The following is a 15,706-nucleotide window of genomic DNA, read 5'->3' on the forward strand; positions in this document are numbered from 1 at the left end:
GTGGAGGGAGGTGGGGGTGTGGGGTCGGGGGCGGTGAGGCGGGTGACGGCGGCGACGGGGTCGACGGTGCCGTAGCCGTAGGCGGGGTCGCCGGTGCGGTAGGCGGTGGCTTCGAGGCGGCGGGTGAGCTGGTCGGGGGTGAGGGTGGGGTGGTAGCCGAGGGTGAGGGCGGCGGTGGCGGCGACGAAGGCGGTGGCGAAGCTGGGGCCGGCGCCGGTGTAGTAGCCGCCGGCGGCGGGGCCGGGGCCCATGACGGCGTCGCCGGGGGCGGTGAGGTCGACGCGGCCGCTGAGGGTGCCCTCGGGCAGGGTGCCGCCGGGGGTCAGGTCGCGGACGGAGAGGACTTCGGGGTAGGCGGCCGGGTAGGCGGGCGGGAGTTTGCCGTTGCCGGCGGTGGCGTCGGGGCCTGCGGGGGCGACGACCAGCGCCCCCTTGGCCCGCGCCGACCGTACGGAGGCGGCGAGCGCGTCGTTGCCGGAGGGCAGGGCGACGCCGACCGCGATGACCCGGGCGCCCGCGTCGGCGGCGGCGGTGATGCCCCGGGCGAGGAGGTCCGGGGAGCTGCCGCCGCCCTCGTCCGTCACGGAGACGGCGAGGATGCGGGCGCGGGGTGCGAGCCCGGCGAAGCCCGTGCCGTCGCGGTGGTCGGCGGCGATGAGGCCCGCGAGGAAGGTGCCGTGGCCGACGCAGTCCTGGGCGGGGTCGCCGGCGCCCTGCAGCCGGGGGGCGTGGTCGAGGCGTCCGGCGAGCAGCCCGGCCCCGTCCGTGACGCCGGAGCCGACGACGGCGACGGTGACGCCCTCGCCCCTGCTGAGCGGCCAGGCCCGTTCGGGGCGCAGGAAGGTCTGCGGCCAGGGCGTGAGCGCGGTGCTCCTGGTGGACGGCGGCAGGCAGCCGGCGGGTTTGCCGCCGGAGTCGCGCCGCTGCTGGGTGACGCCGGGCAGTGCGTCCGGGGACGGGGAGTCGGCGAGGGCGACGCCGGCGGTGGGGAGGACCAGGCCGAGGGCGAGCACGACGGCGCAGGCACGCTTCACGCGAGGCTGCCGGTGCGCTCGGCCGGGATGTCCTGCGGCAGCAGCAGGCTGAGCTCGTCGAGGTCGGCGACGTCGAGGCTGGCGAGGCGCCCGGCCTGCCGGGTGATCATCGACTCGAGCACCTGCCGCGCGAAGCGCCCGTTGCCGAAGGAGCGGTCGCGCGGGACGGAGGCGAACAGGGTGCCGAGCGCCGTGAGCGTCTCGGGCGTGCAGCTGTACCCGGCGGTCTCGGCCTGGAGGCGCACGATGGTGACGAGTTCGTCGTCCGCGTAGTGGCCGAAGGTGATCTCGCGCGAGAAGCGGGAGGCGAGGCCGGGGTTGGAGGCGAGGAAGCCGCGCATCTCGTCCTCGTACCCGGCGACGATGACCACGACCTCGTCGCGGTGGTCCTCCATCAGCTTCATGAGGGTGTCGACGGCTTCCTGTCCGAAGTCCCCTCCCCCGCCGTGGCGCGGGGTCAGGGTGTACGCCTCGTCGATGAACAGCACGCCGCCGCGGGCGCGTTCGAAGGCGTCGCGGGTGAGCTGGGCGGTGTGGCCGATGTAGCGGCCGACGAGGTCGGCGCGGGCGGTCTCGACGAGCTGGCCGGCCGGCAGGACGTCGAGTTCGGCGAGGAGTTGGCCGTACAGCCGGGCGACGGTCGTCTTGCCGGTGCCGGGCGGGCCGGAGAAGACGAGGTGGTGGCTGACGGTGGCGGCGGGCAGGCCCGCCTCGACGCGGCGGCGGGTCTGGCGGGTGAGGTTGACGAGGTCCTCGACCTGCTGCTTGGCCGCGCCGAGGCCGACCATGTCGCGCAGCCGGTCGAGCAGGCCGGGTTCGGCGGGCTCGTCCTGACCGGCGGCGGCGCGGGCGGCGGCCGCGGCGGCCTGCTCGCCGACGTCGGCGGGCAGCAGCCGGGTGAGGTCGGCGTTGTCGAAGTTCTCGAGTTCGGCGAGGCGGGACGCCTGCCGGTCGACCATCTCCTCGAAGACCTTGCGGGCGGCGCGGCCGTTGCCGAAGTCGGGGCCCTTGGGCATCCTGTCGAAGTGGACGGCGAGGGCCTCGCGGGTGCCGTCGGCGAGCTCGTAGCCGTGGCCGCCGGCGGCGTGCTCGACGATGGTGGTCAGCTCGCCGACGCTGTAGTTCTGGAACTCGACGGTGCGGCTGAACCGGGAGGCGAGGCCCGGGTTGGAGGCCAGGAAGTCGCGGATCTCGGTCTCGTACCCGGCGACGATGACCACCAGGTCCTCGCGGTGGTCCTCCATCAGCTTGACGAGGGTGTCGATGGCCTCGCGCCCGAAGTCGGGGCCGGTGCCGCCGGAGCCGGCGGAGAGGGTGTACGCCTCGTCGATGAACAGCACGCCGCCGAGGGCCTCCTTGACGACCTCGGTGGTCTTGAGGGCGGTGCCGCCGATGATCGAGGCGACGAGGTCGGCGCGGGCGACCTCGACGAGGTGGCCGCTGCGCAGCACGCCGAGTTCGGCGAGGATCGCGCCGTAGAGCCGGGCGACGGTGGTCTTGCCGGTGCCGGGCGGGCCCGCGAAGACGAGGTGGCGGCTCATCGGCAGGGCGGGCAGGCCCGCCTGCTCACGGCGGCGGGCGAGCTTGTTGAGGTTGACGAGGGTGGCGACCTGCTCCTTGACGCCCTCGAGGCCGACGAGGGTCTGCAGGACGGCCTGCGGGCCCTGGGGGCCGGGTGCGGCGGGCGCCTCGGCGGCGGCCGCGCCCTCGGTGGCGTCCCCGGAGCCCGGGCCCGAGCCCGAAGCCGAGGACGCCGCCGGCGTGGCGGAGGCGGCCGAGGCGGTGCCGTGGGCGTCGGGCGAGCGGTTGTCGTGGCTGTCGAGGTTCTCGACGGCGAGGCGCTCGGTGGGCTCGCTCTGGCGCAGCCCGGCGCCCTGGTTCTCGGCGGCGACGCAGTCGGTGAGCCGTACGGGCTCGGCGGATTCGGAGCGCAGCCCGTCCACGGTGTTGCCGGTGAACTGGCAGGCGGTGAGGGTGGCGCGGGCGCCGGGCATCAGGTGCAGGCCGTGGCGGCGGTTGGCGCGCAGCCGGGCGCGGGTGGCGGTGAGTTCGCCGCCGCGTTCGACGCTGACGCCGTCGTAGGTGTTGTCGGCGCACTCGACGTCGCGCAGGGTGGCGATGCCTTCGGCGCCGATCGAGACGCCGCAGGACTTGGCGCCGCGGATCTGGGAGCCGCCGAGGTAGGTGTTGGCGCCGTCGCTGATGCGCACGCCGTGCTTCCCGGAGTCGAGGACGGTGGCCTCCTCGATCCGGCCGCGACCGTCGCGCAGCACCTCGATGCCGTGGGCGGCGGCGTTGGTGACGGTGGAGCGGCGCACCAGCGGGTTGGCGCCCTCGCGGACGACGATGCCGTTGCCGGAGCTGTCGTGCACCTCCAGCCGGTCGAACTCGGCGGCGCTCTCGCCGGTGAGTTCGACTCCGTCGCCCTCGCTGTCGCGCACGATCGCGCGCAGCACGCTGGGCCCGGCGGACTCGCCGACGTGGATGCCGGGCCCGGTGGCGGCGGTGACCTCGCAGTCCTCCAGGGTGCCCCGGGCGCGTCCGGCGATGTGCACGCCGCTGCCCTGGGGGCGGACGGCGCGGCAGCGGCGCAGCACGGGGTCGGTGCCGTTGGTGAGGACGTAGCCGTGGCCGCGTACGGCGGTGACGGTGCAGTCCTCCAGGACGGCCCGGGCGGTGGTGCCGACGAAGACGCCGAGGGCGGCGTCGCGGATCTCGGTGCGCAGCAGGCGGGTGGTGCTCTGCTCCTCGATGGCGACGGCGGGCTTGTCGGTGGCGAAGATCTCGCAGTCCTCGAGGACGCCGCGCGACTCGCCGTTGGCGCAGACGCCGTTGCCGCGGGCGTCGCGCAGGACGCAGCGGCGCACGGTGGGGTTGGCGCGTTCGCCGATGACGATGGCGGAGGTGCCGAGGTGCTCGACGACGCTGTCCTCGATGACGCTGTTGCCGGTGGAGGTCTCGACGAGCCCGGCCCCGGCGGTGTTGACCACCCGGCAGCCGCGCATGGCCAGTTCGCCCTGCTGGCGAGTGAGCACGGCCGTCCAGGAGTTGCCGACGACCTCGCAGTCCTGGAGGGCGAGCTGGCCGCGCGGGACGTCGACGGCGGGCAGGTCCTCGTCCTGCCCCTGGAGGATGAGGCCCGTCAACTGGACGGCTTCGGCGAGGACTTGGACGACGGAGCCGCGCCGGGGGCTGATCCGCACGCTCCCGCGGACGTCCTCGGCGGTGATGCTCACCACCTTGGTGAGGACGAGGTTCTCCTCGTACCGGCCGGGGCGCACCGAGATCACGGCGCCGCTGCGGGCCGCCTGGACGGCCTCGCCGATCGTGCGGTAGGAGCCGGGCTCCTGCCGCTCCGCGCAGACCGTCAGCACCGGGCGCGACATTGCCTGGGGGTTCCCTTCGTCATGGTGTGGTGAGCCCCGCCGGGGCGGCGGGGATCAGGGGGTGCAGGTGGCGCGGACGGCGCTGGCGGCGTGGTGGGCGTACTGGTTGCCGCCCCAGTCCACGCCGCGGCTGTGCAGGGTGACGGAGAGCCCGCCCTGGTAGGGGAAGGTGCCGGCGTTGACCCAACTGCCCCGGTAGGCCGTCTGGTTGATGTTGAACGAGCCGCCGCTGCTCACGGTGTAGACGGAGGGGTTGCCGCCCACGTTCTTCGCGTCGCCGCTGGCGGGGATGTAGACGGCGACGGCGCAGCTGGTGACGTTGCCCAGGTTGCTGAAGGACCAGACCACCGAGTTTCCGGTGTCGTCCTTGTTGGCCGCGCCGGACATGGGCATCGAGACGTAGGTGCCGTTGCAGCCGTCGCTGCTCCAGCCGCCGGAGTTCTTGTGCCAGCCGGTGACGCCCTGGTCGAACCAGCCGTTGATCTTCACACTGCCCTTGGCGTCGCAGTACGGGCCGGCGACGGCGACGACGGGGGCGGGCTTGGGCGGCGGCGCGGGCTGCTGGGCGGCGGGGGGCGGCGCGACGGCGCCTCCGCCGGAGCTGCTGGAGCCGCCGGTCGAGCCACCCGCGGACCCGCCGCCCGTGGAGCCTCCGCCCGAACCGCCCGACGAGCCGCCGGAGGCGCCCGAGCCGCCCTGGGAGCGGGTGTCCGTGCCGCCGGTGCCGGGTGCCGCCGCGCCGGGGTGGGCGGGCTGGCCGGGGGCGACCGGGGCGCCCGCGTTGGGGACGGCGGCCGGCTGGTCGCCCGGCGCGGCGGTGCCGCCGTCGGGCGCCGGGGCGGGTACGCCGCCCTGGCCGTCCGGGGCGGGGGTTCCGCCGGAGCCGCTGGTGCCGCCGTGCTCGTCGAAGGTGGGGGCGAAGCCGCTGCCGCCGCCGTCGCTCTGCCCGTAGCCGGGCGGGTTGTCGGCGCGGGCGGGGCCCTGCTTGGGGTCGTGGCCCAGGCGGGTGACGACCACGGAGGTGCCGACCAGGACGAGTCCGACCGCGACGGCCGCCGCGATCATCGGGCGGGAGACCCGGCCGGGGCGCGGTCCGGGGTCGCTCTCGCCGGCGGTGTCCGGCTCGGCCGCGACGGTGGCGGCGGCCGCTTCCGCGGCGACGGCCACGGCGGGTGCGGGCACGGCGGGTGCGGCCACGGCGGATGCGGCGGGCGCGGGCACCGCGAGGGCGGCCGTCGGGTCCGGGTCGGGCTCGGGCTCGGACTCCGGGTCCGGCGCCAGGGACGCCGGGGGCGCAATCGGCTGCGGGAGGGGAGCCGTGGCGCCGCCCGTCCCGTTCCCGCCGCTCCTCGCCCCGCTCTCCCGCTCGCCCTCCGACGGCGGCGCTTCAGGCTCCTCGGCCGCCAACGCCCAGTTCACCGACGGGAGTTGGAACCCCGCCGAGCCCGAGGCCCCCGCCCCGCCGCGCTTCTCCTCGCCCACCATGCTTCCCCTACGCTCGACGACACTCCCGTGGTGAGCTACGGACGGCGTGCCCGACCTGGTTCAGCCGGGTTCAGGACCCGACCGTCCACACCGGTTCGGCCGCCTCCCCGGGCGGGGTGAGCACGAAGGCCACCGCCCGTTCCAGCGCCTCCGCAGACGGCTTCGGGCACGGCACGTCGCCCTGGGCGCGCAGGTGGGCGAGCAGTTCCGGTTCGGGCGCCAGCCCGTACTCCCGCAGGTAGTACGTCACGGTGTCGGTCCAGACCCAGCAGCCGTCGGTTCGAAAGCCCATCGGGACGACGCCGCGGCGCTGCGGGTCGAGGACGTCGTCCATCAGCATGGGCGTCAGCAGCACGGCCTCGCCCTCGCTCAGGTACCGGACGAAAGCCTCCTGCTCGGCCCACTCGAGCCGTGGCCGGTCGGGCGCGAAGCCCGGGCCCGTCACCGGGTCCACCACGTCGAACACCGCCGCGAGCCGGAACCCGCCGTCCACCGTCGTCTCCTCGCCCATCCCCGTACTCCTTCTGCCGCCGGGCCTCACTCCCCTGACCACGGACGGCCGGCGCCCCGGGGTTCACCGAGGCCCCCGGCCGTCCGTGTCAGCGCTCCTCGCCGGTGTGCGTGGACGAGGGGGAGACGGGAGTGAGCGGGAGGGTGGCCGTGACCCGGAAGCCCGAGCGGTACGGCGCGGCGGACAGTTCGCCGCCGAACAGGGCGACGCGCTCCGCCAGCCCCAGCAGCCCGTGCCCGGTCGACAGCCCCCGGGCGGCGCTGCGGCGGCTGCGCCCGGCGCCGTCGTCCACCACCTCCAGGCGCAGCACCTCCGACCAGTCGATGCGCACCACCGCGCGGCTTCCCGGTCCGGCGTGCTTGGTGACGTTGGTGACGGCCTCCTGGAGGAGGCGGTAGGCGGTGAGGTCGAGGCTGTCGTCCAAGTGCGCCGGGGTGCCGGACACTTCGAGGTCGACGGCCACTCCGGCGCGGCGCACGTCCTCCAACAGGGTGGCGAGGTCGGCGAGTCCGCGGCGGGCGGTGTCGGGCTCGGTCTCCCGCTGCTCGTCCCGCTGCTCGTCCTGCTCGAGGGAGGATTCGGCGGTGCGCAACAGGCGCAGCAGGCGGCGCAGTTCGGCCATCGCCGCGCGGCCGACCTCCTCGATCCGGGCCAAGGAGGCGTCCGTACGGGCCGGTTGGACACAGGCCGTGGAGCGGGTGGCCTCGGCCTGCATCACCATCACCGCCACCGCGTTGGCGACGATGTCGTGCAACTCCCGGGCGATCCTGGTGCGTTCGTGCGCCACGGCGCGGCGGGCCCGCGCCAGCTCGCGCCGGTCCCGGGCGGCCGCTTCCGCCACCGCCCGGGACCACACGCCGATACCCCAGGCCGCGGCCGTCACCGGCAGGTAGAAGGCGATTCCCGCGATCAGCGCGGCCGTGCGGTGGCCGGGCGAGGCGAGGTGCTCCACGGTGTAGCGGATCGCGAGCCCCGCGGGCACCAGGGCGAAGGCGAGAGCGGCCAGGGCGGCGGCGCGCCCGCGCTGCCGGGCGACGGTGTAGAGCGCGACCAGCATGCCGAAGTACGGCGTGAACTCGAAGTCGGTGATGGCGGTGACCAGGTCGGCGCTCACCGCCACCGTCCACACCACCGCGAAGGCCGGCACCGTCCACCGGCGGCGGTACAGCAGGGCGAGGAACTCGGGCAGGCAGAACGCGACCAGTTCGAGCCGGCTGCGGGTGTCGGCGCCGGGGGTGACCGGGGCCCCGAAGAAGAACGCCTCGGGGACGATCACCGCGAGCGCGAGCGCCGCGTCCTGCAGCCGCGTCGAACGCAGCCAGCGGCGGCGGCGCGCGGGGGCTGGACGGCTCATTTCGTCCTGCAGCCACCGCAGTTCACGGTGATGCAGCAGATGCCCCCGGCGAAGACGACCAGGTCGTCGACGGCCAGGGAGAGCCACCAGGTGTCCGCCGGTGCTCCGCTGTCGTCCACCTCCGGGGGCTCCACCGGGAAGCCGAGGTCCGCGTAGGTCGACCACAGGTCACCCCGGTGGCGGCGCAGGCTGTCGGTGAGCGCCGCCAGCGTGGTCCGCACCTCCGCCGGCGCGGCGTTCCGGGACGGCTCCACCAGCGCCAGCACGGCGGCCGCCGTCCGGAACCCGTCCACCGAGGCGGCGGCCAGGCTCACTCCGGCCACCCGTACGGCCTCCGTGCCGATCTGCACCAGGTAGCGCTGCCACGGATCGCCGACCGCCTGCGGCGGATCCGGCACCAGCACGGTCGTCGGCCCCGCGAGGAACCCGTTCGCGAGGGCCGGCCCGGCGGCCCCGTCCGGCTCGACGAGGTGCACGGTGACACCGACGGTCGGGGAGTCGTTCATGCGCGGATCCCTGGGGGTGAGGCCACCGGGCACGGGGCCGGGCGGCGACCGGATGATCTCCCGTCCAGTCCTAACCCGGGTTCGCGGCCGGGCGCGCCCGGGAGCGGCCCGTGCGAGTGGAATACGCGGGCGGTGGGAGGCCGCACGGAAATCCGTTCGACCGGGGCACGGCCCGGTGCGAGCATCGCGGGATGGGCGCACTGGACGCGGTGGCGAGGAGGGTGGCCGACGGGGCCACGGTGGAGTTCCGGCCGAGCGGGACGTCGATGGTGCCGCTGATCCGCAGCCGCCAGGCGGTGGTCGTCGCCCCCGTCGATCCGACGCGGCTGGCGCCGGGCGACATCGTGCTCGCCCGGGTCGCCGGGACGGTGTACCTGCACCTGGTGTCGGCCGTCGACCCGGCGCGCCGACGGGTGCAGATCAGCAACAACCGGGGGCGGGTGAACGGGTGGACGGGGCACGAGCGGGTGTACGGGGTCTGCCTGTCGGTGGACGGCGTTGCCCGGCCGGGGGCGGCGGGGAAGGTGCGCTGAGGGCGGCGGGCGGGGCGGGCTGACACCTGCGGCGGCGGCCCGGCACTACGCATGTAGTGCCGGAGCCCCTTTACTCGGCCGGATCCGCAGGAGACGCCCGGCTACTGACAACTCAGCGGAGATCGGGCCGAGGGCAGCCGCTACTCCTCCGCCGACCGCGTAGCTCCCAGGTCGAGGAGGTAGCGGGACGGGTCGGCCGGCCGCGCGCGGTCGGCGGGGGCGACCGCGTCGCGGCGGGCGAGCCAGCCGCGCAGGCGGTCGGGGCCCGGGCGGACGCCGCCGATCTCGTGCAGGAGCACGCGCAGCGGGCGGCCGGTGTCGGGGTCTGCCGGGTCCACGTCGATCACCTCGAACCCGGTGCCCGGGGCGAAGATCACGGACGGCTGGTCGCCCGGCTCGCCGAAGGCCGAGCTGCGGCGTCCGCCGACCGACCAGATGGCGAACTCGACACCCACGCCGTCCCCCAGGTCCACCCCCGGCGCCGCGACGCCGCTGACCGGCGCCGCCTCCACCAGCACCGCGCCCGGGGCGTACCGCTCGGGATCGGCCGCGTCCGCCGGACCGGCCACCAGCACGCCGCCGTAGTGGCTGGGCAGACGCCGCAGTCCGGCGGCGAGGCAGCGCAGGTACGGGCCGTACGCCTCGGCGGCCTCGGGCGTGCCCGAGCGGGCGGCCGCGAGGAGGTCGGCGCGGGGCGCGAGGGGGGTGCTGTCGCCCTGGTGCAGGAGCACCGCGACGAGTTCGGCGGCGGCGTCCCCCTCCGCCGCCTGGACGCGCAGTGCGGGCAGGCGGGTGGCGGCGTCCTCGGCGCGGCGGGCGAGGCGGTGGTAGGTGGGGCCGAGTTGGGCGACCAGGGTGGCGCGGTCCTGGTCTGGCGTGGTGGGGGCACATTTTGGCCCCTCGGGGGGTTCGGGAGTCTCGCTCGCCACGGCGGGGGCCGGCGGGGTCGGTTCGGGCTCCGGGTCCGGTTCGGGCTCCGGGTCCGGTTCGGGCTCGGGCTCGGGTTCGGGCTCGGGGGCGGGCTCAGGCTCAGGTTCGACCTCGACCTCAGGTTCGACCTCGGGCTCGGGCTCGGGCTCGGTGCTCGCCACGGTGACCATGGGTGTGGGCGGAGCCAGCTCCAACTCGGGGCCTCCATCCGGTTCCTCGGCCTCGACGGGCTCGGGTTCCGGCTGGGACTCAGGCTCGGGGACCGCACTCGCCACCGTGACCACCGGGGTCGGCGGGGCCAGTTCGAGCTCGGGGGCGGCCTCGGGCTCCTCCGCCTCGACAGGCTCGGGAGTGGCCTCCGCCGTCACCGCCGCCGGGGCCGGCTCAGGCTCGGGCTCGGGCTCGACAGCAGGCGCAGGGGCGAATATTGGCCCTCCACCCACCACCGGATCAGCCCCCTCCACCCACTCCAGCCCGTACAACCGCGCGCAGAACCGCCCCACCGCCCGCGACTCCACGTCCAACGCGCCCGCCACCGTGAGCGCCAGCCGCCCCGGCGCGGGCGGCAGGGAGCCGAGCAGCGCACCCAGGTGGTCCCACAGCGACTCGGGCACCGGCCGCCCCGGCGTACCGACGACCAGCACCGGGCCCGCCGGGTCCGGGCGCCGCAGGCGCGGGCCGCGGTCGCCGGTCGCCGCCGGGCGCAGCCACAGGCCCGCCGCCACGGCCTCCAACTCCCAACCGGGGAAGGCCGGGTAGCGCGCCACACCGGGTACGGCGGGCAGGTCGGGCCGGGTGCGCCAGCCGACCGCCGTGACCGTGCGGTCGCTCGGGCGCGCCACCAGCTCGGTCAGGTACGGCTCCCACCCGGCACCGCCGTCCGCCGCCGGGTGCACGTGCCGCTGCTCGCCGACCGGTACGCCGACCGCCGCCCGCACCTCCCGGCCCAGCGAGGCCGCAACCACGGCCACCAGCTCGATCAGCGCGACCGGCTCCGCCCAGGGCGCGCTCAGCGTCAGTCGCTCGGGATCGCCGGACTGCTCCAGCAGCAGCGAGGCGGCGTTCGCGAGTTGGGGTCCGGTCGGCAGCCCGCCGTCCGACTCGCCGAGGACCAGCAGCAGGCCGTCCGCGACCGCCTGCCCCAGCACCGTCGGCGCCGACCTCACGGCGGCCTCGGTGACCCGGTACGCGCCACGGCCCAGCGGGGTGACGGTCGCGGCGGCCGGCCAGTACGCGCCCAGCGCGTCGGCGGGCGCGCCGTTGCCGTACGGGCGGCAGCGCCACCAGGTGCCGTCGACGGCGAGCAGGGTGCCGTCCGCCTCGATGCTCACCACCGAGTCGGGCGCCACCACCGTCAACCCGCAGCGCGCGGCCAGCAGTTCGGCCAGCCGCCGCCCGTCCGGGCCGGGCGCGGCGAGGCCGGAGGCCGCCAGGACCAGCACCTCGGCGCCACGGTCCGCCGCCGCCTTCGCCACCTCGTCCAGCGAGGCCAGCAGCACGGGCGCCGCATCGGCCGCCGCCGCGAACAGCAGCAGCGCCCGCGCCTCCGCCCGCACCGGCGCCAACGCCTCCGCCAGCCCGGCCGCCTCCGCCCCGACCGGCGCGATCACAAAGTGCGCCCCGAGCGCCCGCAACGTCGACGCCGTAGAACCGCCCATCACTCCATCTCCCGACCGACCCACACACCACCGACAACCGACACCACGCCACACCCGCCGCAACCGGGCCGGACACGCCGCGCGAACGTCACCGCACCACGCCCACCGACGCCGGACGCCGCGCCCGCGCGGCCCGGCACCTCCACGACCGCACCGCCCGACGCGAAAAGCTGTGGGCACCGTGGAAGCCCCGCCGCACGCGCCGGAGTCGTCGACCACGGCCGGCGAACCGGGGCGCGACGCCCCACGGGCGGGACGGCGTCGGCCGCTTCCGGCCGCCGCCCGGGACGCGTCACCCGCGCGGGGCCAGCGCCCGTCACTGCTCCTCCGTGTCCGCCAGGAGGCCCGTCTGCACCTGGACCGTCCGGCGGCGGGTCATGTAGAGGCCGCGGCCTGCGGGGAGGGCGCGGGGCTTGACGTTGCCCCAGAGGTAGCCCTCGCTCGGGGGGCAGGACATCAGCAGCGTCGGGGAGTTGACCTCCTGCAGCTTGCGGATCAGCGGGTCGCTCATCGCGCGGCCGATGCCGTTGGCGCTGCGGGCGATGACGAGGTGGAGGCCGATCTCGGCGCCCTGGGAGAGGTCTTCGAGGACGGCGGCGAAGGGGTGGGCGCCGGCGGTGGAGCCGACGAGGTCGTAGTCGTCGACGAGGACGAAGAGTTCGGGGCCGGTCCACCAGTCGCGGAGTTTGAGGCGGGCGGGGGTGATGTCGGCGGGCGGGATGCGGTTCTTCATGGCGCGGGCGGCGCCGTCGACGATCTGGCGGAGCTTGTCGACGGCGACGGCGTAGCCGAGGCGGTACTCCTCGGGAACGGCGTCGTAGAGGCCGCGGCGGTAGTCGACGAGCATGATGCGCGCTTCGGCCGGGGTGTAGGCGGTGGTGATGGCGCGGATCATCAGGCGCAGCATGTTGGTCTTGCCGGCTTCGCTGTCGCCGACGACCAGCAGGTGGGGGCTCTCCTCGAAGTCGTGCCACAGCGGCGAGACGTCGGTGTCCTCGAGGCCGATGGGCACCCGCAGGCGGCCTTCGGGGGCGGGGAGGCGGTCGGCGTCGAGGGTGAGGGGGAGGGTGCGGACTTCGGGGGCGCGGGGGCCGGTCCAGTGGGCGGCGACGGCGTCGACGAGGTCGGCGACGCCTTCGCCGAGGTCGTCGGTGTGGCCGGAGCCGTCGATGCGGGGCAGGGCGGCGAGGAAGTGGAGCTGTTCGTCGGTGAGGCCGCGGCCGGGCGACTTGGGGACCTTGGCGGCGGCGCGCATGTTGATGACGGAGTCGATGGCGTCGCCGAGGCGCAGTTCGAAGCGGGTCTGGAGCTGGTCGCGCAGGGCGCTGCTGATCTCGCCCCAGCGGGTGGTGCCGATGACGAGGTGGACGCCGTAGTTGAGGCCGCGCTGGGACATCAGGGTGAGCGGCTGGACGAGGTCGCCGAACTCCTGGCGCAGGGTGTTCCAGCCGTCGACGACGAGGAAGACGTCGCCGTGCGGGTCGTCGGGCAGTTCACCGGCGGCCTTGCGGCGGCGGAAGGAGGCGAGGGAGTCGATGCCGAGTTCGGCGAAGTACCGTTCGCGGCGGGTGATGACGGCGTTGACCTCGGCGATGGTGCGCAGGACGCGCTCGGCGTCGTGCCGGCCGGTGACGCCGCCCATGTGGGGCAGGCCCCGCAGGGCGGAGAGGGTGCCGCCGCCGAAGTCGAGGCAGTAGAACTGGACTTCGGCCGGGGTGTGGGTGAGGGCGAGGCCCGTGATGAGGGTGCGCAGCAGGGTGCTCTTGCCGCTCTGCGGGGCGCCGGCGATGCCGACGTGGCCGCCGGCGCCGGAGAGGTCGGCGGTGAGCATGTCGCGCAGCTGCTGGAAGGGCCGGTCGACGACGCCGACGGGCAGCGTCAGGGCGCCGTGGGCGCGTTCGTCGCCGGTGGTGAGGCCGCGCTCGGGGTGCGGGACGAGCGGGGGTAGCAGTTCGTCGAGGGTGGGCGGGACGTCCAGGGGCGGCAGCCAGACGCGGTGGGCGGGCGGCCCGGCGTCGCGCAGCCGTCCGGCCGCGACCTCGAGCAGCGAACCGGGGGACTGCTCCTCCTCCACCTCGACGGCCGCGACCGGCAGTTGACGGGGCATCACGTAGTCGGTGCCGTAGGCGACGACCTGTCCGGCGATGGCGGCCTGCTGCCCGGCGCGGCGCTTGGGCCGGTACGGGCCGGAGACGTACGCGGCCTTGAAGCGGGTGAGGGTGGAGGTGTCGCTGCGCAGGAAGCCGTTGCCGGGCGAGGAGGGCAGCTGGTAGGCGTCGGGGACGCCGAGGACGCCGCGACTCTCCATCGCGGAGAAGGTGCGCAGGCCGATCCGGTACGAGAGGTGGGACTCGAGCGCGCTCATCCGGCCCTCGTCGAGGCGCTGGGAGGCGAGCAGCAGGTGGACGCCGAGGGAGCGGCCGAGGCGGCCGATCATCACGAACAGGTCCATGAAGTCGCGGTGCGCGGACAGGAGTTCGCTGAACTCGTCGACGACGACGAACAGGGTGGGCAGCGGCCGCAGCGCCGTGCCCGCGGCGCGCGCGGTCTCGTACTCCAGCAGCGACGCGTACCCGGACTCGCGCAACACCTCCTGACGGCGCACGAGTTCGCCGTGCAGGGCGTCGCGCATGCGGTCGACGAGGGCGGCCTCGTCGGCGAGGTTGGTGATGACGGCGGAGGTGTGCGGGAGGGTGTCGAGGCCGAGGAAGGTCGCGCCGCCCTTGAAGTCGACGAGGACGAAGTTGAGCACCTCGGAGGAGTGGGTGACGGCGAGGGCCAGCACCAGCGTGCGCAGCAGCTCGGACTTGCCGGAGCCGGTGGCACCGATCAGCATGCCGTGCGGGCCCATGCCGCCCTGCGCGGACTCCTTCAGGTCGAGGTCGACGGGCCGCCCGTCCGGGCCGAGGCCCAGCGGCACGCGCAGGCGCTGCGGGATGCCGCGCTGCGCCCACAGGGCCTCGACGTCGTGGGCGTGCAGGTCGGGGATGCCGAGCAGGGCGGAGAGGTCGAAGTCGGTGGCGAGCGGCTCGGCGGAGTCCACGCCGTCGGCGATGCGGTAGCGGGCGAGCCGGGCGGCCAGGCGGGTGGCGGCGGCCGCGGTGAGGGTGTCGGGGCGGCCGAGGTCGGTGACGACGTCCTTGCGGTTGCGGTCGGCGCCGACCATGGCGAGGCGCCCGCCCTCGATGCGCAGCCGCAGGGTGACGCGCGAGGCCCGCCACTCCAGGGTGTCGGCGAGGTCGATCATGACGGTGTTGCGGTAGCCGGTGAGGGCCGCGCGGCTGCCGGTGTGGGCGCCGGGGCCGTCGAGGACGATGACGGTGAACGGCTCGTCGCGGTGCGGCACGGAGTCCGGCTCGAAGCCGGGGCGGCCGGTGAACTCCTCCCCCAGGAGCTGCTCGGCCTCGACGAGACTGCCGGCGACGAGGCGCACGGGCCCGGCGCCGTCCGTCTCCGTCGGGTGCAGGGCGTGCGGCAGCCACTTCGCCCAGTCCCAGTCCGCACGGCGGGCGTCGTCGGCGACCACGGCCACGCGCAGCTCGTCCGGGCCGTGCACGACGGCGAGTTGGGCCACCAGCGCCCGTACGAGGTCGCGGGCGGCGGCCTCGTCGTCGCTGCGCAGCAGCACCTGGGCGAAGCCGCGCAGGTGGATCGCCATCGGCTGTTCGGCGACGGTGCCGTACGCGTGGATGAAACGGCGCAGCGCGTGCGCGCAGAGCGGCTCGAGGTCCTCGACGGGCTTGGTGGAGAGCGGCGCGAGCGGGGTCGCCAGGCGCTGGGCGCCGATGCCGATGCGGACGTCGCTGAAGTCGGGGTGCGCGGCCCGGCGCTCCCACAGGCGGCTGGTCCCGACCAGGGACGGCAGTTCGGCCGGGGCCGGGTGGCGCCAGGCGAGCGCCTTGCGCTGGGCGTCGATGGCGCGGCGCACCTGGCGGCGCATCTGGGCGAGGTAGCGCAGGTAGTCGCGGCGCTCGGCGCGCAGCTGCTGCTTGCGGTCGCTGGAACCGCGGATCAGCTGGGTGACGAGCATGCCGACCGCGGACAGGGCCATCATGCCCATCGCCACGTAACTGAGCGCCCCGCCGCCCCCGTCGCCCCCGCCGGGGTGCAGGAACATGAACACCATCGACAGGGAGCCGAGCGCCATCGGGGCCATGGCGATCACGCCGGCCATGCCGCTCTGCTTCTCGGGCAGGCCCGGCGGCTCCTGGAGCTGGATCTCGCCGTCGGGCATCTCGGGCCCCGGGCGCCGGGGCGTCCGGCTGACCAGCTCGACACTCACTCGGGGCTCCTCATCGCCACGCGGTCC

At 75.6% G+C, this 15,706-nt stretch carries 9 protein-coding genes; 1 reads left to right on the forward strand and 8 read right to left on the reverse strand.

The features are described 5' to 3' along the window. The 6 genes from IH61_RS0113540 to IH61_RS0113565 all read right to left on the reverse strand — a co-directional run. A partial coding sequence (locus IH61_RS0113540) for a S8 family serine peptidase (protein WP_051836978.1) occupies positions 1-1,034 on the reverse strand: 1,034 nt, incomplete at its 3' end. Continuing rightward, complete coding sequence (locus IH61_RS0113545; RefSeq protein ID WP_031069239.1) at positions 1,031-4,420, reverse strand: right-handed parallel beta-helix repeat-containing protein; 3,390 nt, start codon at positions 4,418-4,420, stop codon at positions 1,031-1,033. The genes IH61_RS0113545 and IH61_RS0113540, both read right to left, overlap by 4 nt. 54 nt (positions 4,421-4,474) lie before the next feature. Continuing rightward, the gene (locus IH61_RS0113550) at positions 4,475-5,905 is read right to left on the reverse strand and encodes a hypothetical protein (RefSeq protein WP_031069240.1); all 1,431 of its coding nucleotides are present in this window, start codon (positions 5,903-5,905) and stop codon (positions 4,475-4,477) included. 70 nt (positions 5,906-5,975) lie between these two features. Next, positions 5,976-6,416, reverse strand: a complete 441-nt coding sequence (locus tag IH61_RS0113555; protein WP_031069241.1) for a hypothetical protein — start codon at positions 6,414-6,416, stop codon at positions 5,976-5,978. Between the two features lie 88 nt (positions 6,417-6,504). Further along, entirely contained in the window at positions 6,505-7,770 is a 1,266-nt protein-coding gene (locus tag IH61_RS0113560) for a sensor histidine kinase (protein ID WP_051836979.1), read from the reverse strand. Further along, positions 7,767-8,276 carry a hypothetical protein gene (locus tag IH61_RS0113565; protein WP_031069245.1) on the reverse strand — a complete coding sequence of 170 codons (510 nt, stop codon included), beginning with the start codon at positions 8,274-8,276 and terminating at the stop codon, positions 7,767-7,769. Before IH61_RS0113565 ends, IH61_RS0113560 begins: the two co-directional genes overlap by 4 nt. 191 nt (positions 8,277-8,467) lie before the next feature. Here IH61_RS0113565 and IH61_RS0113570 point away from each other — a divergent pair, with 191 nt between their 5' ends. Then, the gene (locus IH61_RS0113570) at positions 8,468-8,809 is read left to right on the forward strand and encodes a hypothetical protein (RefSeq protein ID WP_031069247.1); all 342 of its coding nucleotides are present in this window, start codon (positions 8,468-8,470) and stop codon (positions 8,807-8,809) included. Between the two features lie 140 nt (positions 8,810-8,949). On the opposite strand, the gene IH61_RS47735 is transcribed toward IH61_RS0113570, so the two are convergent. Then, positions 8,950-11,349 carry a hypothetical protein gene (locus IH61_RS47735; RefSeq protein WP_037972573.1) on the reverse strand — a complete coding sequence of 800 codons (2,400 nt, stop codon included), beginning with the start codon at positions 11,347-11,349 and terminating at the stop codon, positions 8,950-8,952. Between the two features lie 364 nt (positions 11,350-11,713). Next, complete coding sequence (locus tag IH61_RS0113580) at positions 11,714-15,679, reverse strand: type VII secretion protein EccC (protein WP_031069251.1); 3,966 nt, start codon at positions 15,677-15,679, stop codon at positions 11,714-11,716. Between the last annotated feature and the right edge of the window lie 27 nt (positions 15,680-15,706).

The organism is Streptomyces sp. NRRL WC-3742 (assembly GCF_000720635.1).
Taxonomy (GTDB): domain Bacteria; phylum Actinomycetota; class Actinomycetes; order Streptomycetales; family Streptomycetaceae; genus Kitasatospora.

Excerpts from the sequence above, each read along its gene's own strand:
- IH61_RS0113545 (WP_031069239.1), bottom strand. The coding sequence starts at position 4,420 with ATGTCGCGCCCGGTGCTGACGGTCTGCGCGGAGCGGCAGGAGCCCGGC.
- IH61_RS0113550 (WP_031069240.1), bottom strand. The coding sequence starts at position 5,905 with ATGGTGGGCGAGGAGAAGCGCGGCGGGGCGGGGGCCTCGGGCTCGGCG.
- IH61_RS0113555 (WP_031069241.1), bottom strand. The coding sequence starts at position 6,416 with ATGGGCGAGGAGACGACGGTGGACGGCGGGTTCCGGCTCGCGGCGGTG.
- IH61_RS0113560 (WP_051836979.1), bottom strand. The coding sequence starts at position 7,770 with ATGAGCCGTCCAGCCCCCGCGCGCCGCCGCCGCTGGCTGCGTTCGACG.
- IH61_RS0113565 (WP_031069245.1), bottom strand. The coding sequence starts at position 8,276 with ATGAACGACTCCCCGACCGTCGGTGTCACCGTGCACCTCGTCGAGCCG.
- IH61_RS0113570 (WP_031069247.1), top strand. The coding sequence starts at position 8,468 with ATGGGCGCACTGGACGCGGTGGCGAGGAGGGTGGCCGACGGGGCCACG.